This is a genomic window from Streptomyces mirabilis, assembly GCF_018310535.1.
Lineage (GTDB): Bacteria > Actinomycetota > Actinomycetes > Streptomycetales > Streptomycetaceae > Streptomyces.
This window is the reverse complement of record NZ_CP074102.1, coordinates 9,002,934-9,021,412: the sequence shown is the minus strand read 5'-3', so window position 1 is coordinate 9,021,412 and position 18,479 is coordinate 9,002,934. Positions and strand designations below refer to the sequence as shown.

The 18,479-nt window shown below is 71.1% G+C and carries 19 protein-coding genes and 4 pseudogenes; 20 read left to right on the top strand and 3 right to left on the bottom strand.

Annotated elements, in window-relative coordinates; translation table 11 throughout:
• The first annotated feature begins 27 nt into the window (after window positions 1-27).
• From SMIR_RS40275 to SMIR_RS40255, 5 genes and pseudogenes are all read left to right on the top strand, one after another.
• Window positions 28-1,599 carry an oleate hydratase gene (locus SMIR_RS40275; protein WP_249938588.1) on the top strand — a complete coding sequence of 524 codons (1,572 nt, stop codon included), beginning with the start codon at window positions 28-30 and terminating at the stop codon, window positions 1,597-1,599.
• Between the two features lie 247 nt (window positions 1,600-1,846).
• Window positions 1,847-2,183, top strand: a pseudogene (locus SMIR_RS40270) (IS1380 family transposase); the annotation flags it as partial.
• 209 nt (window positions 2,184-2,392) lie between these two features.
• Window positions 2,393-2,917 carry a hypothetical protein gene (locus SMIR_RS40265; protein ID WP_212728501.1) on the top strand — a complete coding sequence of 175 codons (525 nt, stop codon included), beginning with the start codon at window positions 2,393-2,395 and terminating at the stop codon, window positions 2,915-2,917.
• A gap of 236 nt (window positions 2,918-3,153) precedes the next feature.
• A pseudogene (locus SMIR_RS40260) lies at window positions 3,154-3,321 on the top strand (regulator); the annotation flags it as partial.
• A gap of 26 nt (window positions 3,322-3,347) precedes the next feature.
• Window positions 3,348-3,998: a CBS domain-containing protein gene (locus tag SMIR_RS40255; protein ID WP_212728208.1), complete on the top strand. Its 651-nt coding sequence runs from the start codon at window positions 3,348-3,350 to the stop codon at window positions 3,996-3,998.
• Window positions 3,999-4,580: 582 nt separating this feature from the next.
• Here SMIR_RS40255 and SMIR_RS40250 read toward each other — a convergent pair.
• Window positions 4,581-4,883 carry a BON domain-containing protein gene (locus SMIR_RS40250; protein ID WP_422664497.1) on the bottom strand — a complete coding sequence of 101 codons (303 nt, stop codon included), beginning with the start codon at window positions 4,881-4,883 and terminating at the stop codon, window positions 4,581-4,583.
• Between the two features lie 240 nt (window positions 4,884-5,123).
• Here SMIR_RS40250 and SMIR_RS45175 point away from each other — a divergent pair.
• From SMIR_RS45175 to SMIR_RS40235, 4 genes and pseudogenes are all read left to right on the top strand, one after another.
• Window positions 5,124-5,297: pseudogene (locus SMIR_RS45175) on the top strand (hypothetical protein); the annotation flags it as partial.
• A gap of 66 nt (window positions 5,298-5,363) precedes the next feature.
• A complete protein-coding gene (locus SMIR_RS44735) occupies window positions 5,364-5,690 on the top strand; it encodes a hypothetical protein (RefSeq protein WP_349636923.1) in 327 nt (108 codons plus the stop codon).
• Window positions 5,687-5,824: a hypothetical protein gene (locus SMIR_RS40240; protein ID WP_212728206.1), complete on the top strand. Its 138-nt coding sequence runs from the start codon at window positions 5,687-5,689 to the stop codon at window positions 5,822-5,824. Before SMIR_RS44735 ends, SMIR_RS40240 begins: the two co-directional genes overlap by 4 nt.
• 67 nt (window positions 5,825-5,891) lie before the next feature.
• On the top strand, window positions 5,892-7,064 hold the full coding sequence (locus tag SMIR_RS40235; RefSeq protein ID WP_212728205.1) for a site-2 protease family protein: 1,173 nt from the start codon (window positions 5,892-5,894) through the stop codon (window positions 7,062-7,064).
• A gap of 337 nt (window positions 7,065-7,401) precedes the next feature.
• Here the strand turns inward: SMIR_RS40235 and SMIR_RS40230 are convergent, their stop codons facing one another.
• Window positions 7,402-8,307, bottom strand: a complete 906-nt coding sequence (locus SMIR_RS40230) for a universal stress protein (RefSeq protein ID WP_212728204.1) — start codon at window positions 8,305-8,307, stop codon at window positions 7,402-7,404.
• Between the two features lie 282 nt (window positions 8,308-8,589).
• Between SMIR_RS40230 and SMIR_RS40225 the strand changes: the two are divergent.
• Together SMIR_RS40225 and SMIR_RS40220 are read left to right on the top strand one after the other, a co-directional pair.
• Window positions 8,590-8,856, top strand: a pseudogene (locus SMIR_RS40225) (BON domain-containing protein); the annotation flags it as partial.
• Window positions 8,857-8,995: 139 nt separating this feature from the next.
• Window positions 8,996-9,697, top strand: a complete 702-nt coding sequence (locus SMIR_RS40220) for a response regulator (RefSeq protein WP_212728202.1) — start codon at window positions 8,996-8,998, stop codon at window positions 9,695-9,697.
• A gap of 21 nt (window positions 9,698-9,718) precedes the next feature.
• Here the strand turns inward: SMIR_RS40220 and SMIR_RS40215 are convergent, their stop codons facing one another.
• Window positions 9,719-10,591 carry a CBS domain-containing protein gene (locus tag SMIR_RS40215; protein ID WP_168488246.1) on the bottom strand — a complete coding sequence of 291 codons (873 nt, stop codon included), beginning with the start codon at window positions 10,589-10,591 and terminating at the stop codon, window positions 9,719-9,721.
• A gap of 166 nt (window positions 10,592-10,757) precedes the next feature.
• On the opposite strand from SMIR_RS40215, the gene SMIR_RS40210 reads away from it, so the two are divergent.
• Genes SMIR_RS40210 through SMIR_RS40170 form a run of 9 tightly spaced genes read left to right on the top strand, consistent with a single transcriptional unit; the run spans window position 10,758 to window position 18,476 of the window.
• On the top strand, window positions 10,758-11,201 hold the full coding sequence (locus tag SMIR_RS40210) for a hypothetical protein (protein ID WP_249938587.1): 444 nt from the start codon (window positions 10,758-10,760) through the stop codon (window positions 11,199-11,201).
• Window positions 11,198-12,127 carry a V-type ATPase subunit gene (locus tag SMIR_RS40205; RefSeq protein WP_212728201.1) on the top strand — a complete coding sequence of 310 codons (930 nt, stop codon included), beginning with the start codon at window positions 11,198-11,200 and terminating at the stop codon, window positions 12,125-12,127. Before SMIR_RS40210 ends, SMIR_RS40205 begins: the two co-directional genes overlap by 4 nt.
• Window positions 12,114-13,556, top strand: coding sequence for a V-type ATPase 116kDa subunit family protein (locus tag SMIR_RS40200; RefSeq protein ID WP_212728200.1), 1,443 nt, complete (start codon window positions 12,114-12,116; stop codon window positions 13,554-13,556). The genes SMIR_RS40205 and SMIR_RS40200 overlap by 14 nt, the downstream gene beginning before the upstream one ends.
• Window positions 13,541-13,951: an ATP synthase subunit C gene (locus tag SMIR_RS40195; RefSeq protein ID WP_168488248.1), complete on the top strand. Its 411-nt coding sequence runs from the start codon at window positions 13,541-13,543 to the stop codon at window positions 13,949-13,951. Before SMIR_RS40200 ends, SMIR_RS40195 begins: the two co-directional genes overlap by 16 nt.
• The gene (locus SMIR_RS40190; protein ID WP_168488250.1) at window positions 13,948-14,181 is read left to right on the top strand and encodes a V-type ATP synthase subunit F; all 234 of its coding nucleotides are present in this window, start codon (window positions 13,948-13,950) and stop codon (window positions 14,179-14,181) included. The genes SMIR_RS40195 and SMIR_RS40190 overlap by 4 nt, the downstream gene beginning before the upstream one ends.
• Window positions 14,178-14,687, top strand: coding sequence for a hypothetical protein (locus SMIR_RS40185; RefSeq protein ID WP_168486581.1), 510 nt, complete (start codon window positions 14,178-14,180; stop codon window positions 14,685-14,687). Before SMIR_RS40190 ends, SMIR_RS40185 begins: the two co-directional genes overlap by 4 nt.
• A complete protein-coding gene (locus tag SMIR_RS40180) occupies window positions 14,672-16,471 on the top strand; it encodes a V-type ATP synthase subunit A (protein WP_349636922.1) in 1,800 nt (599 codons plus the stop codon). The genes SMIR_RS40185 and SMIR_RS40180 overlap by 16 nt, the downstream gene beginning before the upstream one ends.
• Window positions 16,468-17,859, top strand: a complete 1,392-nt coding sequence (locus SMIR_RS40175; protein ID WP_168488254.1) for a V-type ATP synthase subunit B — start codon at window positions 16,468-16,470, stop codon at window positions 17,857-17,859. Before SMIR_RS40180 ends, SMIR_RS40175 begins: the two co-directional genes overlap by 4 nt.
• A complete protein-coding gene (locus SMIR_RS40170; RefSeq protein ID WP_249938585.1) occupies window positions 17,856-18,476 on the top strand; it encodes a V-type ATP synthase subunit D in 621 nt (206 codons plus the stop codon). Before SMIR_RS40175 ends, SMIR_RS40170 begins: the two co-directional genes overlap by 4 nt.
• Window positions 18,477-18,479: the final 3 nt, after the last annotated feature.

Here is an 18,479-nt window from a genome sequence, read left to right as displayed (position 1 = left end):
CGACCGGTGAGAACGAGGAGTTGTGTGATGGCCAAGGCATATCTGGTGGGCAGCGGAATCGCGGCACTCGCCGCTGCCACGTTCCTGATCCGCGACGGCGGATTCAAGGGATCCGACATCCACCTCTTCGAGGAACAGCGGACCATCGGCGGCAGCCTGGACGCGGCCGGCACACCGGACGCCGGCTACACCATGCGCGGAGGGCGGATGTTCGAGGCCGAGTTCCGCTGCACCTACGACCTGCTGTCCGGCATCCCCACCCTCGACGACCCCTCCGTCTCCGTGACCGAGGAGATCTTGGCCGGACACGAGGAGTCCGCCTGGGACGACATCGCCCGTCTCGTCAACGGGGATGGCGAGATCGTGGACACGACCTCGATGGGATTCTCCGAGCGCGACCGGCTGGAGCTGGTCCGCTGCCTGGCCACCCCCGAGGGGCACCTGGACGGCAGGCGGATCACCGACTGCTTCGGCGAGCACTTCTTCACCACCAACTTCTGGTTCATGTGGTGCACCACGTTCGCCTTCCAGCCCTGGCACAGCGCGATCGAGTTCCGCCGCTACCTGAGGCGCTTCATCCACCTCTTCCCCCAGTTCGCCACGATGTCGGGCATCCACCGGACCCGCTACCACCAGTACGACTCCATCGTGCGGCCGCTGACAACCTGGCTCCGCGAACGCGGTGTCACCGTCCACACCGGCTGCCGTGTGATCGACCTCGGGTTCACCCCGGGAGTCGAAAGCGGCACTGTCGAGATTCTCTACCTGAGCCGGGACGGCCACGACGAGAAGATCGCCGTCGCTCCCGAGGACCTCGTCTTCGTCACCAACGGCTCCATGACCGATGCCTCCAGCGTCGGCTCGCACACCTCCGCACCCCCGTCGGCTCCGCATCGCTCGGACGCCTGGCTGCTGTGGCACCGGCTGGCCCGCGGACGCGACGACTTCGGCGACCCGGCCGTCTTCGACAAGGACGTCAAGGCGTCCCGCTGGGAGTCGTTCACGGTCACCGCGAAGGACCCCGCCTTCCTGAAGGCTCTCGAGGAGTTCAGCGGCCGTCCGGCCGGCAAGGGCGGCCTGATGACCTTCACCAACTCCAACTGGCTGCTTACCATCGTCGCCAACCGACAGCCCGTCTACCACGACCAGCCCGAGGACGTCTCCGTCTGGTGGGGCTACGGCCTGTTCCCCGACCGTGCGGGCAACCACACGCCCAAGCCGATGACCATGTGCTCCGGCCGGGAGATCCTCGAAGAGGTCCTGCACCACCTCCCGTTCGACGAGCAGACAGCGGCCCGGGTCCTGGAGACGTCCAGCGTCGTGCCCTGTGTGATGCCGTACATCACCAGCCAGTTCCTGGCCCGTCGCCGCGCCGACCGGCCCCAGGTGGTACCCGAGGGATCGGTGAACCTCGCCTTCATCGGGCAGTTCGCCGAAGTGCCCGACGATGTCGTCTTCACCGTCGAGTACTCCGTGCGAACCGCCTGGACGGCGGTGGCTCAGCTCCTGAACCTGGACAAGCGCCCTCCGGCGGTCTACAAGGGCCACCACGACCCCCACGTACTGGCCGCCGCTCTGGAGACCATGCACCGTCGATAACTCAGAGCGTGATCACCGACGCGCTCCCGTCGGGGGGAGGAAAGACAGCCGCCAAGTCCGCTCGGACTCCTGGGGGGCCGGGACGCAGCCTCCGCGTCCCGGGAAGGGCGGCGCAATGAGCGTCACCGTCCATACCACTGCTGACAGCGGCACTAACCTGCGCGATTCACTTGCGGCGGTGTCCGAGTCTTGATCGGAAAAGCGAAAGTGTCTTCTGAACTGGGAAGATGAGGCTTGCCGAAGGTCTCTGTCATCACAGCCGGAGGGCACTTTCTGCGCGCACACGACCGGGTCGCGTCCCAAGCTCGTCCTCTCGGCCGACGGTCACGGGGTGGTCAGCCACGCGGGATCCCGCCTGCTGGCCGACCTCGCCGACACCACTGGTCTGACCAGAGCCAGCACGGACGCGCTGCGTCGACTGCGACCACGTGGCACCGGGCACGGCCCCGGCCGGATCGCGGTCGATCTCGCGGTCATGCTCACCGACGGCGGCGAGGCGACAGCGGACCTGGCCTTGCTGCGCCACCAGGCGGAGGTGTTCGGCCCCCCTCGCCTCCACGCCGACCGCCTGGCGCCGACTGGCCGACGCCGTTCCAAAGACGCGTCCGGGTTCGCCGTCCTGCCCCGCCGTTGGGCCGCCGCATCACCCGCGGCAACAGCAGCCTGGTCCGCCTGTCCGTCACCCCGGACCGCGCAAACCGCCGGCATCAGCCGAAGCCGTCCCTGCCCGCCCCGTTGTCAGTGCCGACTGGCAGGATCAGAGAGCAAATCAGCCGAGGTGAGAGCGGGATCAATGAAGTTGCTTGTCAGTGGCGAGGTGCATGTGGACTACGGCCAGATCTTTGTAGAGAGCGGCGGGGACGAATGCGACCTGCACGATGCCTTCACCGGGCAAGAGGGCGTCGGGCTCTGCGGAGGCGGGACGGACGGGACGCTGTTCTTACTGACCGGTCTGCGCATCGGTGGCATCGGCTTCACCGCCGAGCTGCATGACAGCCGACCTGTACTGGACGAGACGTGGGAGGAAATCGTCGAGGTCCCGTTCCGTCCGGTGTCGGAGGAGACCAAGCTGCGGCAGTGGAACTGGAAAAAGTGGTGGGAGTTGGGACTGGAGGTGCGCGACTACCGCGTGCGGTACTCCGCCACCGGTATGGATGCCGGCAAGAGTAAGAACGTCCGGGAGGACGACGAGTCTCAGACGGATGACCGGTATCTGCTGCAGTTCTGGCCTGCCCCGCCCGAACCGGCCCGGCTGCTCAAGCAGACCAGCAGCACGGCCGCGTCCTGGCACGACTTCGCCACTTCGCCCGTGGGCTGACCGCTTGAACGGACCGGGTGCGGCACCCGCCCCTACGCTGACCTCCGCGTCGAGTTCGCCCGACGCCTGCAGACACTGCAACAGCCCGACACCCGGGGAGGACTGATCAACGGGGTTCCGGATGAACGCCTCCCAGCGGAACTTGCGGTTCGCCTCCGCCATGTCATCGTTGAACTCGGCCGCGGCTTCTCGCTCGGAGGCCGCATCGTCGGTCAGCCCGGCAGAGGATCCGGCCCGCTTGGAAGTTCGACGCCGAGACGGTCCGGGCGATGTGCGCCGAGGACCCCGAGTTCGGCCGGGCGATCGCAGTCTGGGTCGGGCGCGTGGTCGCCCAGCGGCTGCACGCCTCCCGGATCCGGCTGCTCGACCTTTACGCCCCCTACGGCAGCGGTGGTCTGACGTGACCACCCGGCCTGGTGAGGAGGACAGCATGCACAGTAGCCCGCATCGAGTGAGTGACGTGATGACGGGTGCCGTCGTCGCGGTGGGCCGCGAGGCTCTGTTCAAGGACATCGTCGAGCGCATGGAGCAGTGGAAGGTCAGTGCCCTTCCCGTGCTGGAGGGCGACGGCCGGGTGATCGGGGTGGTGTCGGAGGCCGATCTGCTGCCAAAGGAGGAGTTCCGGGACAGCGATCCGGACCGGTTCACCCAGCTGCGCCGGCTGCCCGACCTGGCCAAGGCCGGGGCGATGAACGCGGAGGAGCTCATGAGCACCCCGGCCGTCACCGTCCACTCCGACGCGACGCTCGCCGAAGCGGCCCGCATCATGGCCCTGCGCCAAGTCAAGCGACTGCCCGTCGTGAACGCCGAGGGTCTGCTTGAGGGCGTCGTCAGCCGCGGGGACCTGCTCAAGGTGTTCCTGCGCCGGGACAATGATCTTGCCAACGAGATTCGCCGCGACGTGGTCGACCTCCTCTTCCCCGCTCCGGTCGAGCCCGTGCACATCACGGTCACCGAGGGCGTCGCGACGCTGACCGGACGAGTGCCGGACGCCACCCGGATTCCTCTCGCCGTCCGCCTCGTGCGGGGCGTCGAGGGCGTGGTGGACGTGGACTGCCGACTCACCGCGACCGATGAGTAGTGGCCCTCGCCAGCGTCTGCCTAACCCCGCTCAAGCGCTCAGGTTCCCCCACTGAAGTCCGGCCTGCTTCCATTCCTGGCCCCATTCGGCCTTACGCCGCCGGATGAGCCGGGTGCGGACCACCCACCCTGCTGCCGAGACAGCAGCACCGGCCGCCGGGGCGACGAGCGCGCCGATCAGGCCTGCCTGCAGCCTTGCGGCGGTCCCCGTGACGGGTGCGGACACCCTCCGGCCGGAGGGGTCCGTCCAGACCGTGATCCGGATACACGGGGGTCCATACCGGGCCGTCGTCGTATCCGGTCCCTCCGAGCGGGTTTCTCGGCGCGTCGTCGGTGAGGACGGCGGACACAGCGTGGACCTGGGCCTGCCGCGCGGCGAACGTCCCTGGGCTGCCGCCGCGCCCGCGAGGACCCCGCCGAGGAGGGAGCAGATCCAGGTGGCGAGCACGATCCGGACCTCGACGACATCACTGTGCCGACGGAGCGGGTTTCCGCCGCCAGCGCCACAGTCGTGCGCGCTTCACCGTCGTGGGAGGTGTCCGCGTCGCGGTCGCCACCTCCTCTCGGCGGGCGCCGCCCGCCGTCAGGCGGGGGCCGCTCGCTGTGGGTCCGGCAGGTCAGGATCGAGGTCCGGATGGCGCGGCGGACCGGTCAGCACGCACTGTGCGTCCACCACGCCTTCGACGGCCCGCGCCGGCAGGGTGGCGAGTGGGACGAGCGCGGTGCCGTGCACCCGGCCACCGAGTGTCACAACACCGTCGTGCACCTCGATCCGGACCGCTTCGGCGTGCGTACCGAAGAGGCGTAGGACGATCTCGCGCTGGACCTCCTCGGCGATGTCCGCGTCGTCCCGCAGGAACACCCTCAGCAGGTCGGAGCGGCTCACGATGCCCTTCAGAGCGACGCCGGCCGCCACGGCCTTGTGGCGCGGGGCCTCGCGGGACGAGCGTCGAGGTCATCACCACGGCGAGGAGGTGTCCCGCCATGAGCGCGAGGAAGTCGATGTGGCGATGGCGGAGCAATCCGCTGCGGCGGCACGAGGACATTGTCGAGGCATGGGTCATCCTCGCCGTCTGGATCACCGTGGTTGTCGGCGGGGCCACCGCCGGACTGGTGACGGCTCGCGCTGCAGGAGAGATGTTCGCGCAGCAGCGGGCCCAACGGCATCCTGCCTACGCGGTACTGCGCTCCGACGCGCTGGGCGAGGCGGCCTGGCCGACAAGAGGCCGGGTCCAGGGTCCGGTGCGCTGGAACGCTCCCGACGGGTACGTCTCGTACCGGGCGGACGCTGGTCGAGGGTGGGCTGAAGGCCGGCGCCCGTGTGGTGGTCTGGCTGGACGTCTGGGGCCGTCTCACCACGCAGCCCATGGACCGCATCGAAGCAGCCGTCGAAGCCGACCTCTTCGGCTCTGCGGCCGCACTCGCGGTCGCAGCTCCGGCTCTCGGCGCGGGGCCCTCGCACGAGCGCGGCTCGACCGGCGTCGTGTTGCCCGGTGGGACCGGGAATGGGATCTGGTGGGGCGACGGTAACCTCGAGGGCGAGCTGAACCAGGAGAGCCAGGGCCGACTCCCTCTGGGGCCATGGGCGATCAACTCCCTTTTGTCGGGCTGCCCCTGGCACGACGCTGAGCCCTGCACACACCAACTGACCATGGTTGCTCGCGGTGCCCCCGACATCGTCGCAACGGCATGAGCGGCTCCAAGGTGGTCTCCCTGGAGAGGAGCCGTGGCAGCGCCCGGGCCGGTCGTCCCTGGTGCGAGCCGATCGGCCCCTCCCCGCGAGACGACCGCCGCCGGACGATGAAGGTGCTGCGGACCTGCTTCTAGCAGGGAGATCGGCGCCGTCCGCCCGCGTGACGGCCGAGGCGCCAGTCGGAGGGTGAGGCGAGATTTCATGAACGAGACGTTGCCCCTCGGCCGGATCGCCGGCGTGCGGGTCGGCCTGCACTGGAGTGTCCTGGTCATCGTCGCCCTGGTGACGGTCGCATTGGCGCGCGGCCGGTTTCCCGATGCCCACCCGGGCCACTCCGCCATCGCGTACTGGGCACTCGCGCTGCTGACCGCAGTCGTCTTCCTCGGCTCCCTGCTGACGCACGAACTGGCACACGCTGTGGTCGCCCGCCGCAACGGCGTCCAGGTGGAGGGCATCACTCTGTGGATGCTGGGTGGTGCCGCCCGCCTGCACGACGAGGCGCCGACTCCGGCCGCGGAACTGCGCATCGCGGGTGTGGGTCCGCTCACGAGCCTGCTGGCCGGTGGTGTGCTCGCGGGCGTCGCGGCAGGGCTGGACGCACTCCACGCGTCCGGGCTGGTGGTCGAGGCGTTCGTCTGGCTGGCCGCGATCAACGTTCTGTTGGCTGTCTTCAACGCGCTGCCCGCCGCGCCGTTGGACGGGGGGCGGCTGCTGCGCGCGTACTTGTGGCATCGCACCGGCGACCGTCTGAGGGCCACTCGAGGTGCATCGTCGGCGGGCCGGGCACTGGGCTGGTTCATGGTGGTGACCGGATTCGTGGCCGTGCTGTACGGGCGTGACCTGTCTGGTCTGTGGGCCGCGCTGATCGGCTGGTTCCTCATAGGTGCGGCCACCGCCGAGGCTCGTCAGGCCGAGATGCGCAGCCTGCTGGGCGGTGTCCCGGTCAGCCGGGTCATGACTCCGGACCCGGTGACCGTGCCGGCCACGGCGACCCTCGCCGACTTCCTTGCCGAGGGGCCCTTCGGCCAGTACCGCCACTCCGCGTTCCCAGTGCTTGCAGCCGATGGCTCGGTGACCGGTGTGATTAGCCTTAGGCGCGTCGAAGCGACCCCGCCCCAGGCCCGGGCGAGCACGATGGTCCACGAGGTGATGCGTCCCCTCGGCGACATCGTCACGGCCGCCCCCGTGGAACCCGTGCTCGGCCTGCTCCCCCGCCTGCAGGCGAGCCCGGTGCGCCGGGCGCTGATCCTCGACGAGGGCCGCCTCGTCGGCATCCTCACCATCGCCGACGTCACCCGTGCCCTGGCTTGGCCGGGCACGCCCGGCCCTGACGGGCCGCACCACGGTCCACCCGCACAACCGAAGGAAACATGATGACGAACAACAGCCCGCCTATCACCCCGGTAACTCCGGGCCGAGTGCAGGTGGGGCTTCCTGACTTCGAAGGCCTGGCTTTCGCAGTATTCGGGTCGCGTTCAGGTGACCCGTCTCCTCAATGGACCCGGTGCAGTGCCCCGGATACGCCCTGCCGCAGCGGCGTTCAGCACTCTCCTCGGCATTGCCGCATCGTCCGGTGAGTACCGCGCTGCTCGTGGTGGAGGTCCGGCACCGCACGGGCGGGGCGCAGTTCGTCGTTCCGCCGGCTGCCGACACCCGCGATCGTCATGGCCGAGCGCTTGCCGTAGTACGTTCTCCTGCTCAGAACGCCGGGTTAGCCGTGCGCCACGACGGCGACAGGGGCGGTGATGTGGTGCAGAGCCGCGTGCGTGACGTGGCCGATATGAGCACCGAGGGGGCTGGTGCGGATACGCCGGCCGACGACAGCCAGTGATGCGTCGTGTGAGGCGCTGACGAGAACCTGTCCGGCGCTGCCGCACCGGCTGGCCTCGATCACTTCGACACCCGGGAACTTCTGCCGCCAGGGACGCAGAACCTCGGTCAGGGCAGCGGCCTGCTGACGCTCGAGAGAGTCGTAGAGTTCGGCGTCGCCGGAGAAACGGTAGAAGGAGGTGGGCGGCTCGGGCCAGGCGTGCACGACACGCAGGGACGCTTCCCGGCGCGCGGCGGCGTCGAAGGCGAACTCCAGCAGGGTGTCGTCCGGAGCATCGGTGTCGAGGCCGAGCACCACGGGTCGGAAGGGTGCCGAAGCGGAGGGCGCACCCGTCGGGTCCATCTTGCGCTCGTCCGCGGCCTGCTCTTCCGCCCGCACGAGTACCACCGGCCGTTCAGCGCGGGCGACGACGGGCAGACTCACCGAGCCGAACATGAACCCGCCGATCTCACCGAAGCCCCGCGAGCCCAGCGCCAACAGCTCTGCCAAGCCCGCCGTCTCGCACAGGATGTCGACCACGGTCCCCCCTGTGAGCTGCTCGCTGATCACCTCGAGACCGGGGTGGCCCAAGCGCAGGCCCTCGGCGGACTCGCGCGTCAGCTGCTCGATCCAGTGCTCGTGGGTCTCGGAACCGTGCAGAAGGTGAGCCGTGTACTCGGGCACCGGCTCCCAGACGTGGACGATCTTCAGCGGCAGTGCGCGCAGCAGGGCTTCACGCGCCGCCCACTCGGCGGCAGCCCGGCTCTCGGGCGATCTGTCGAGGCCTACGGTGACGGTTCGGGACATGGTCTCCACCTCCCGGGTGAGGGTTCGATTCCAGCGTGATGACGCGGTCGTGGCTGAGGTCAGGGGCCACACGTCCCTGAGCGGGGCCAACCGGCCCACAGGAGCGGCGGTGGCCCGGGGTGCACAGGGCCGCGGTGTCCCTCACCCGCTGGTCGTACCGCAGGTACTCGGCGTGCCGGATATCGGAGGTCTGTCTCCGTGACCCCGAACGGCCCTGCCGTGCGGGTCGGTGTGCGGGCAGTGTGGGTGCGGAGGATGTGAGCGGCTTGCGGGGTCTGCACTGAGGGCGTGATCAGCCGCACCGACCTGCTCAAGGTCTTCCTGCGCGACGAGGAGGACATCGCCGAGGAGGTCCGGCGCGACATCGTGGCGAACCTCTTCCCCCTGCCGTCCTCTGCCATCCAGGTGAAGGTGCACGACGGAGTGGCCACCCTGACAGGCAAGGTCCGCGACTCTGCCCTGATCCCCGTGGCCGCTCGTTTGGTGCGGGCCGTCGAGGGAGTGGTGGACGTGGAGTGCGACCTCACTCGGGGGGCTGGTGTGCGGTAGGCGGTGCGCACTCATCGTAGGAGGCCCGTCTCCAGATGAGTGGGACCCGGACGGCCCTGGTGTGTTCGGCAACTGTGGGTGACGATCGCCTTCGTCGACAGCTCGCAGTCCGTGCTTGCCCGGGGGCCGAGGGGTGATCATGGCCGAGACAGGCGCCTTCACGGAACAGAACCCGATCCGGGTGTTCCTGCTCGACGACCACGAGGTCGTACGACGCGGCCTGACCGACCTGCTCAACACCGAACCGGACATCTCCGTCGTCGGCGACGCCGACACCGCCGAACACGCCCTCGCCCGCGGCCCCGCGCTCCGCCCGCACGTCGCCGTACTCGACGTACGTCTCCCCGACGGTGACGGGATCTCGGTCTGCCGGGAGCTGCGCGACCGGATGCCGCGGCTCGCATGTCTGATGCTGACCTCATTCGACGACGAGGACGCCCTACTGGACGCGATCATGGCCGGTGCCTCCGGCTATGTGCTGAAACACATCAAGGGCTCCGACCTGGTGTCGGCGGTGCGCACCGTCGCTTCGGGACAATCGATGCTCGACCCGGCCACGACAGCCCAACTCATGCGGTCGCCGCGTGCAGAGCCGGCCGGGACACCGTCGCTGCCGCCCGAACTGACGAGTCTGTCGCCCCGGGAACGGAACATCCTCGCCCTGATTGGCGATGGCCTGACCAACCGTGAGATCGGCAGGAAGCGGTACTTGTCGGAGAAGACCGTCAAGAACCACATCTCCCGGCTGTTGGCCAAGCTGGGCGTCCAGCGCCGGGTCCAGGCGGCGGTCCTCGCCTCCCACCTCGACCAGGACGAGGCCGGGGACCACTCAGCGCATTGATCGACATCAAGGAACCCTGAGTCAGGCGGCGGTGAGGAGGTTCTTCACCTCGACGACATCAGCGATGTCTTCCACCTCCGCCACCAGCCGGGCCGAGGTGGCCGACGGCATCCGTCCCGTCAGTTCCACGATGCCGTCATGGACGGCCACCTCCACCGTGGCCCGGTCTTCCGGCGGGCAACAGGCCTCGATCCTGGCCTCGGCCTCTGCCCGTATGCCTGCGTCGTCCCTGATGAGGGCTTGGAGCAGCGCGTCGCGGGGCACGACTCCGACCAGGCGACCCAAGCCATCGGTGACCGGAAGCCGCTTGAGCCGGGACAGTGCGGCCAGCCAGGCGGCCTCGGCGACGGTCGCGCCCGGGAGCACCGTGACCGCGGGGCTCGTCATCAGGTCGGCGGCCGTCTCACCGCGGGCCTTGCTGTACATCCGTCGCTCGCGCAGCCTTCCGATGCGTCCGGGCCGATGGCCGGAAGCCTCGAAGGCCACCTTCGCCAGCAGGTCGGACTCCGAGACGACGCCGACCACGTGGCCCTCGCCGTCCACGACCGGGAGGGCGCCGACCCGCTCACGCGCCAGCAGACGGGCGATGTCGCGGTACGGCAGGTCGTCGCGCAGGGAGGCAGCGGGTACGTCCATCACGTCCCTCACCAGCGGGACCCCGGCTTCGGGCGGCGAAGGTTGCCGCGAGGGCGAGGCGGCCGGCGTCGCGGGGCGGGCGGTGCCGCGTACAGGGGCCTGCTCTTCGGCATGTGCGTGTTCGGCCGCGGCTGTGGCCACGGCTCCCAGGTAGCGAATCAGCATGTCCTGTCGGCCCGCCTCGCCGGGGCTCCAGGGTTGGGAGGGCAGGTCCTGCCGGGCCTCGGCCTCCGCGGAGAAGTTCTCGTGGTCGTTCACGGCCGCCTCCGGACTCCGTCGAGTTGCCTACCGTCCCAGTCTTTCGCTCTGACCGCCGTCGCCAAGAGCCGAACGGCCCTGATCGACGGCGTTACGGCCCTAGCCGGTGCGGGGCGGAAGGAGAACGGTGACACTGAGAGAGCAGCCGACCGGCAGGAGGCCGCCGATGAGCCTGCGGGACTTCCTGGAGCGGTTCCGTCCGGTGGGGACGCCGGGAGCGTCCGCCACTGGCGTGCCCGCCGACCGTACGGCAGAACGGGCCGCGGAACTGGAGCCCGCCCTCGCACAGCTGACGGATGTGCAGCAGGAGGCGGAACGGATCCGGGCCGCGGCGGACGCGGCGGCCGCAGCCGTACGGCAGGACGCCGTGCGGCAGGCGGCAGAGCTCGTGGCGGCCGCCCGCGAGCGTGCTCCCGAGATCCGACGACAGGCCGCGGAACCCGTCCTCCGGGAGGCGCGGCGGGAGGCGGAGGCCCTGCGCGTCGCCGGGGGCCTCGCCACTTCGGCCGTCCGGGAGCGGGCCGGGGAGCGCATGCCGGATCTGGTGGACCGTGCGGTGGCCGACGCGCTGCGCCTGGCAGGAGGCCCCGGCGAAGGCGAAGCGCCATGAGTGCCGGTTGGGTCGCCGGGGCGGTACGGGCCAAGGCCCTCGTCTGCCGGTACCCGGGTGCCGGTGGGGCGAGGGAGATCGCCGGGTGTGGCACGTTCGACGACGCCCTGCGATGCCTGGCGGCGACCCCGTACTCGAGATATGCGCGGACGGTGGTCGGCCTGCCCGAGGCTCAGCGGGCGGTGACCGCCACGCTGCTGTGGCATCTGCGGGTGCTGGCCGGCTGGCTGCCCCGGGGTGGTGCCCGCTTGCTCGTTCCGCTTGCTGCGGGGTTCGAGATCGCCAACGTGGCCTCCCTGCTGCCCGCGCCGGACGGTCGCCGTGCGGAGGCCCCGGAACCGTACCGGCTCGGCGCGCTGGAGACTGCCTGGCGGACGCTGGAGCGTGCCGGGACACCTGCGGAACTGCGGGCGGCGCTCATCGCCTCACCCTGGGGCGATCCGGGTGGCGACACGCCGTGGGCCCTGATCACGGGCATGAGGATGGCCGCCGCGCGGCGCACCGCCGTCGCCGTACCGCCCGCGCGTCGCTGGGCCCAGGGACGCGCCGTCCTGCTGACGGCTCGTGAACTGTTCGTGTATCAGCGCCCTCTGCCGGGGCCCGCGCGGCGTGACGCGGCACGACTGCTCGGGGCGCGGGCGTCGGCCGCCACCTCGTACCAGGAGTTTCGCGAGCGTCTTCCCGCAACGGCCGGTTGGGTCCTGGCCGACATCGAGGAAGCGGGCGCGCTGTGGAAGGCCGAGGCCCGCTGGTGGCGGACGGTTCAGGCCGACGGTGCGGCGATGCTGCGCGAGGGCCGGTACGGGCTCCGCGTGGTCGTGGGTGCGGTCGCGGTGCTGTCCGTGGACGCCTGGCGGGTGCGGGCGGCGCTGGAGTCGGCGGCGCGTGGCGGACGGTCCGGGGAGGTCTTCGATGCCCTGGTCTGAGGCATGGACGCCGGTCCGGATGCGCCGTGTGGCGGTGATCGTGCCGCAGGTGGCCCTGCGGGACGCTCTGGTACGCATCGCCGAGGAGGGGTGCGTGGAGCTGGACCGTGCCGAGGAAACGGCTCCAGGCGCGGCGGCGGTGCGGCTGCGGCGGCTGCGGGGACGCGTCACGACGGCCGGGCCCGAGAGCACCGCTTCGGCCGTCCTGGCCGCCGCCGCGCCCGACCTCGACCTGCTCGAAGAGCGTCGCGATGTCGAATTGTTGGCGGGCGAGGCTCAGTTGCAGGAGCGCGCGGAAGGCGCTGTACGGCATGGAGAGGTGGCCGCGCTGGCCGGATGGTGCCCGGCCGCCGAAATGCCCCGCGTCGCGGGCCGGCTGGCCGCCGCAGGCGGCGCACTGGTGCCGCTGCCGTCCCCACGCGGCACCGATCCACCGACGCTGCTGCGGCCGGGCAAGGCCGTCTCCTTCGCGCCGTTGGTGACGACGTACGGCACACCGGCCTATGCGGACCTCGACCCCTCGTGGCCAGCGGGCCTCGCCTACATAGCAATGTTCGGGATCATGTTCGGTGACGTGGGGCACGGAGCGCTGCTGGTGCTCGGAGCGCTCGCGCTCCGCCTCGGGTGGCCCCGCCGATTCGCCCGGTTGGGCCGACTGTGGCCGTTCCTGGCGGGCGCGGGAGTTGCCTCCATGCTCGCGGGCGCCGCCTACGGGGAGTTCTTCGGCCCCACCGGGCTGCTGCCGGTGCTGTGGCTGAGCCCGTTGGACAGTCCTGCCCGCCTGCTGGCCGCCGCCGTGGTCTTCGGGGCAGGACTGCTGGCCGTCGCACATGCCGCCGGCGCGGTCAACCGCGTTCGTGAGGGCGGCTGGGGCACGGCGCTGTACGCGGCGTCGGGCTGTGCCGGGCTGCTGTTCTACCTGGGGCTCGCTCTGGCAGTGGCGGGCCTGCTCCTACATCGGCCGCCCGCGACCGTCGCCGGGGCCACGCTCGCCGTCGTCGGGCTGACGCTGGTGGCCCTCGGCATGTTCCGCGCCACGGCGGGCGGCGGTGCCGGATGCGCCGAGACGGCCGTGCAGGTGTTCGACGTGGTCGTGCGCACGGGCACCAACACCCTGTCGTTCGCCCGGCTCGCGGCCTTCGGCCTTACCCACGCCGCGCTCGCCGACCTGGTGTGGCGCGGCACCACCGCCCTGGCCGGGCACGGTGGCGCCGGAGTCGCGGGGGCAGTGCTGCTGTTCGCCGCGGGCACGGCCCTCTCGTTCGGCCTGGAGGCCCTGGTGGCGGGTGTCCAGGCCCTGCGGCTGGAGTTCTACGAGCTGTTCTCCCGGCTCTTCGAAACGGAGGGCCGTCCGTTCCGTCCGTGGCACGTTCCCTCGGCGGAACCTGCCGACAGTACTACGAAGGTGATCCCATGCTCACCTGGCTGATCATCCTACCGGTCCTGGCCGCGGTACTCGGCGCCGTCCGGCTGCTGCGGCGGCGCCGGGTCAGACACGCCTTCCGCTGGCTCCTGGCCACGAACCTGGCCGTCCTGGGCGGCGCCTGTGTCGTACTGGCCACGGCACTCGCGGGACCCGCACAGGCGTCGGCACCCGCCCCGTCCGGCGGAGTCAACGGATCTGCTCTGATCGGGGCAGCCATCGCGGTGGCCGGAGCCTCGATCGGGGCAGCGATCGCCGTCGCCTACACCGGCGCCGCAGCGCTGGCGGCACTGAGCGAGCGACCGGAGATGTTCGGCCGGGCGATGGTGATCGTCGGTCTGGCGGAGGGCATCGCCGTGTACGGGCTGGTAGTAGCGATCCTGCTGATCGGAAAGGCATGACGGGGGGCACCGTGGCCGCCATCGGGGCACGGACCAGCGTGTGCGGTCTGGCCCTGGCAGGGGTGGACGTGCTTGTCGCGGACGATCCGGACGCCGTCCGCCACGCCTGGCGGACGCTCCCGGGCACGGTCGGCCTCGTGATCCTCACAGCCGAGGCCGCCGAAGCGCTGGGGGCCGAGGCAATGGCGCCCGGCCCTTCCCGGCCGCTGACCGTCGTGATGCCCTCATGACCGCGTCCATGGACGCACTGGACCCCGTGCGCGCCGAGTTGTTGCGCGCGGCACGGGCGTCGGCCGACGCTGTCCGGGAACGAGCGCGGGCCGACGCGGAGGAAACCCTGCGCGCGGCACACGGTTCTGCTGACGAGGTGCTCGCGCAAGCCCGGGACCTCGGGGAGGCAGACGGCGCCGCCGAGGCGGCCCGGGAACGAGTGCGAGCGGTGCAGGACGCCTGGGCGGCGGAACTCGCGGCTCGCTCCGAGGTCTACGCCGAACTCAGGGCCGCGGTCCGCACGGGCGTGCGCCGAGCGATGGCGGAAGGTGCCGTACCTCAGGCCCGACTCGCCGAGGCGGCACGGGCGCTGTTGGGAACACAGGCGCGGGTCACGGCTGCCGCGGAGGGTGGAGTGACGGCCGAGGTGCCCGGCCGACGGGTCGACCTGTCGGCGGACGCCCTCGCCGACCGTGCCCTGGAACGGCTGGGTGCGCAGGCCGAGACGCTGTGGAGGCCGCCGTGACCACACCCAGCAGTTCGGGGCCAGGCCGGCAGGCCACGTGTGCCGGACCGGCACGCCTCCAGGCGGACGATCCATCCCGCTCTCGGATTCTCCGCGTGACCGGCCCCCTGGTAGAGATCGTCTGCCCCCCTTCGGTCGCCATGCACGACATGGTCGTGCTCGGCGCCGCCCGGCTGCCGGGCGAGGTGGTCGCCATCCACGGCGACACGGCCACCGTCGAGGCGTACGAGTACACGGGTGGACTGAGCCCGGGACATCCGGCGGAGCCCCAAGGCCGACCGTTGTCGGTACGCCTGGCCCCGGATCTGCTCGGCGGCGTGTACGACGGCCTGCTGCGCCCCCTGGCCGGCGCCGGCGACCTTCTCACGACAGGCGAGCCGAGCGAAGCACCGGAAGCGCGCAGTTGGTCGTTCACACCAGGGGTGGCCGAGGGAGCGCGGGTCGCGGGCGGGGACGTCCTCGGGGAGATCGCCGCGAGCGTGCCCATGCGGCTCCTGGTGCCTCCGGACCGCTCGGGCGAGGTGACCCGGGTCGCGGCGGCGGGCGAGCACTCCGCCGACGCCGTGCTCGCCGTGGTGGGCGGACACGAGGTGCGGATGGCGCAGTCCTGGCCCGTGCGCAGGCCGCGACCGGTAGCGCGGCGGCTGCCGGCCGACATGCCACTGAACACCGGGCAGCGGGCCGTCGATCTGCTTTTCCCGGTGGCCCGCGGCAGCACGGTCGCCGTACCGGGCGGCTTCGGGACTGGCAAGACCATGCTGCTGCAACAGATCGCCAAGTGGTGCGACACCGACGTGATCGTCTACGTCGGCTGCGGCGAGCGCGGCAACGAGATGGCGGACGTCATCGAGGAGCTTGCGGAGCTGACCGATCCCCGTACCGGAGGCCGTCTGGCGGATCGGACCGTGACAATCGCGAACACCTCCAACATGCCGATGATGGCCCGCGAATCAAGCGTGCACACGGGTGCGACGGTCGCCGAGTACTTCCGCGACATGGGCCTCGAAGTCGTCCTGATCGCCGACTCGACCTCCCGCTGGGCGGAGGCACTGCGCGAGTTCGCCTCCCGCATGGGCGAACTCCCTGCCGAGGAAGGCTATCCGGCGGGGCTCGCCTCCCAACTGGCCGCGTTCTATGAACGGGCCGCCGCGGTGCGCACCCTCGGCAACACCCGTGGCTCCGTCACGGTGATCGGAGCCGTGTCCCCGCCGGGTGGCGACCGCACCGAGCCGGTCACCGCGCACACCGAACGGTTCGTGCGGTGCCTGTGGAGCCTGGACCGCGACCTCGCCTATGCACGGCACTATCCGGCCATCTCCTGGGCGGACTCCTTCTCGCGGGACACCGCCGCGCTGGCCGCTGCGCACGCGCGGGCCGGCGACCCCGAGTGGACCGAGCGGCACGGGCGAGTGACGCGGCTGCTGGCCGAGGCCGACCGGCTGGCCGATCTTGTCGAACTGGTCGGCATCACGGCCCTGCCGCCGCGGGAGCGGATCAGCGTGCTCGCGGGACGGCTGCTGCGCGAAGCCGTGATCCAGCAGAGCGCACTGTCGCCGGCGGACGCCTACAGCGCCCCCGAGAAGACCGCGGCCCTCGTGGACGCCGTGCTGGCAGCGATCGACTGCTGTCTGGAGCTGGTGGACTCCGGTGCCCCGGCGGACGCAGTCGAGGCGGTCGACTTCACCCCGCTGCTGCGGGCCCGTGAGACCGCGGGCCCAACGGAGACCGCTCCCGTGGCGGCGGCCCGCGACACCGTGCTGGCCCGGCTCAAGGAGGCGGCATGAACAGTGCGGACATCGAGTACACGGGCGTGCGGGAACTGCGCGGCCCGCTCGTGGTCGTCGAAGGCGTGAGCGGGGTGGGGTGGGACGAGTTCGCCACGATCGTCCTCGACTTCGGAGAACGACGGCACGGGCTGGTCCTCGAGGTGGACCGCGACCTTGCGGTGGTGCAGGTCCTGGAGGACACGGCCGGCATGAACCGCACGGGCACCCGCGTCGCGTTCTCGGGCACGCCACTGCGGATCCCGGCCGGAAGCGGATGGCTGGGGAGGGTGTGCAACGGGAGGGGCGAACCGGCCGATGGCGGGCCGCCGGTGCTGGGCAGCACGTCCGTGGCGGTGGGCGGCGCACCGATCAATCCGGTACGGCGGGAACCCCCTGACGAGCCGGTGCTCACCGGCGTGGGCGCCGTGGACGTGCTCACCACGCTGGTGCGGGGACAGAAGCTGCCGGTGTTCTCGGTGGCCGGGCTGCCGCACCTGGAACTGGCGGTGCAGATCGCGGCCCAAGCGACGTGCGGCGGCGAGGCGTTCGCCGTCGTGTTCGCCGGTATGGGGCTCACACACGCCGACACGGCGTTCGTCCGTGACGGACTGGCCGCCCGCTCCGCCGCGCGAGAACTGGTCCTGTTCCTCAACACCGCGGACGACCCGGTGATCGAACGGTTGCTGACGCCGCGTCTCGCGCTGACCGTCGCCGAGCACCTGGCGTTCGCCGAGGGCCGTCACGTCCTGGTCGTGATGACAGATATGACGGCCTATTCGGAAGCGCTGCGCGAGGTGTCCGCTGCACGGGGCGAGATTCCGGCCCGGCGGGCGTATCCGGGCTACCTCTACAGCGACCTCGCGTCCCTTTACGAACGCTGCGGCAGGATCAGGGGCCGCCCGGGGTCGGTGACCGTCCTGCCGGTGCTCACCATGCCGGCGGGCGACATCACCCACCCCGTTCCGGACCTCACCGGTTACATCACGGAGGGGCAGATCGTGCTGTCCGCCGAGGTGCACGCGGCCGGCACGTATCCGCCCGTGGATCCGCTGGCCTCGCTGTCGCGCCTGATGCGCAAGGGAACCGGAGCGGGACGGACCCGCGCGGACCATCCGGCCGTCGCCGCGCAGCTGATCGCCGCGCTGGCCCGGTCCCGGCAGGTGCGGGAACTCGCCGACCTGATCGGACGGTCGGCACTCAGCCCGACCGACCTGCGCCACCTCGACTTGGAGAACGCTGTCCGGCACCGGTTCCTGGCCCAGGGAACGAAGGAGAACCGGTCATTGGACGAGTCCCTGGACCGGGCCTGGGAAGTGCTGCTGACCTTGCCGCGCAGCCAGCTCGGCATGATCCCGGCGGACCTGCTCGACGCCCACGCCCCGCCGCAGGGCGAGGGGCCGCCGTGAGCACGCACGGGCGCCGAGTGCCGGTGGGACGGGCCGGGCGGTTGCGGCTTCGCCGTAACCTCGCCACCGCGCAGCGCGGAGCTGACCTGCTGGAACGCAAACTCCGGCTCCTGCTGGACCGGGAGCGTGTGCAACGACGGGCTGCGGAGGATGCGGGTTCGGTGTGGCGGGAAGAACTGGCCGCCGCCGACACCTGGCTGCTGCGCGGGGTGCTCCTCGGCGGCGAACGAGCACTGACCCAGGCGCTGCCTGTGAACCGAGCCTGCATCGACGTCGAGTGGGCAGCGCTGATGGGCGTACGCCATCCCGCGGCCGTGGCCTGGACCGCCCCCGTCCGCTCCCCCGCGGAACAGATGCCGCCCAACACCGCGCTGGCGCACGCCGAGACGGCCTACCGCTCGGCGGTCCGCGCAGCGGCGGAACACGCCGCCCACCGGACAGCGGCCGAACTGCTCGCCGCCGAAGCCGAACGGACGCGGCGGCGATCCCGCGCCCTGCGCCGACACTGGATCCCCCGGTTGCAACGTGAACTGTCCGCGGTGGAGCTGGCGTTGGAGGAGGCCGAACACGAGGAAGCGGTGCGACGCCGCTGGGCCGCCTCACAGGGGGTACGGTGATGG

Coding starts and splice junctions, on each gene's coding strand:
- SMIR_RS40265 (WP_212728501.1), top strand. CDS start 2,393: ATGAAGTTGCTTGTCAGTGGCGAGGTGCATGTGGACTACGGCCAGATC.
- SMIR_RS40210 (WP_249938587.1), top strand. CDS start 10,758: ATGAGCCTGCGGGACTTCCTGGAGCGGTTCCGTCCGGTGGGGACGCCG.
- SMIR_RS44735 (WP_349636923.1), top strand. CDS start 5,364: ATGGACCGCATCGAAGCAGCCGTCGAAGCCGACCTCTTCGGCTCTGCG.
- SMIR_RS40205 (WP_212728201.1), top strand. CDS start 11,198: ATGAGTGCCGGTTGGGTCGCCGGGGCGGTACGGGCCAAGGCCCTCGTC.
- SMIR_RS40175 (WP_168488254.1), top strand. CDS start 16,468: ATGAACAGTGCGGACATCGAGTACACGGGCGTGCGGGAACTGCGCGGC.
- SMIR_RS40190 (WP_168488250.1), top strand. CDS start 13,948: ATGACGGGGGGCACCGTGGCCGCCATCGGGGCACGGACCAGCGTGTGC.
- SMIR_RS40195 (WP_168488248.1), top strand. CDS start 13,541: ATGCTCACCTGGCTGATCATCCTACCGGTCCTGGCCGCGGTACTCGGC.
- SMIR_RS40255 (WP_212728208.1), top strand. CDS start 3,348: ATGCACAGTAGCCCGCATCGAGTGAGTGACGTGATGACGGGTGCCGTC.
- SMIR_RS40240 (WP_212728206.1), top strand. CDS start 5,687: ATGAGCGGCTCCAAGGTGGTCTCCCTGGAGAGGAGCCGTGGCAGCGCC.
- SMIR_RS40200 (WP_212728200.1), top strand. CDS start 12,114: ATGCCCTGGTCTGAGGCATGGACGCCGGTCCGGATGCGCCGTGTGGCG.
- SMIR_RS40230 (WP_212728204.1), bottom strand. CDS start 8,307: ATGTCCCGAACCGTCACCGTAGGCCTCGACAGATCGCCCGAGAGCCGG.
- SMIR_RS40235 (WP_212728205.1), top strand. CDS start 5,892: ATGAACGAGACGTTGCCCCTCGGCCGGATCGCCGGCGTGCGGGTCGGC.
- SMIR_RS40185 (WP_168486581.1), top strand. CDS start 14,178: ATGACCGCGTCCATGGACGCACTGGACCCCGTGCGCGCCGAGTTGTTG.
- SMIR_RS40275 (WP_249938588.1), top strand. CDS start 28: ATGGCCAAGGCATATCTGGTGGGCAGCGGAATCGCGGCACTCGCCGCT.
- SMIR_RS40220 (WP_212728202.1), top strand. CDS start 8,996: ATGGCCGAGACAGGCGCCTTCACGGAACAGAACCCGATCCGGGTGTTC.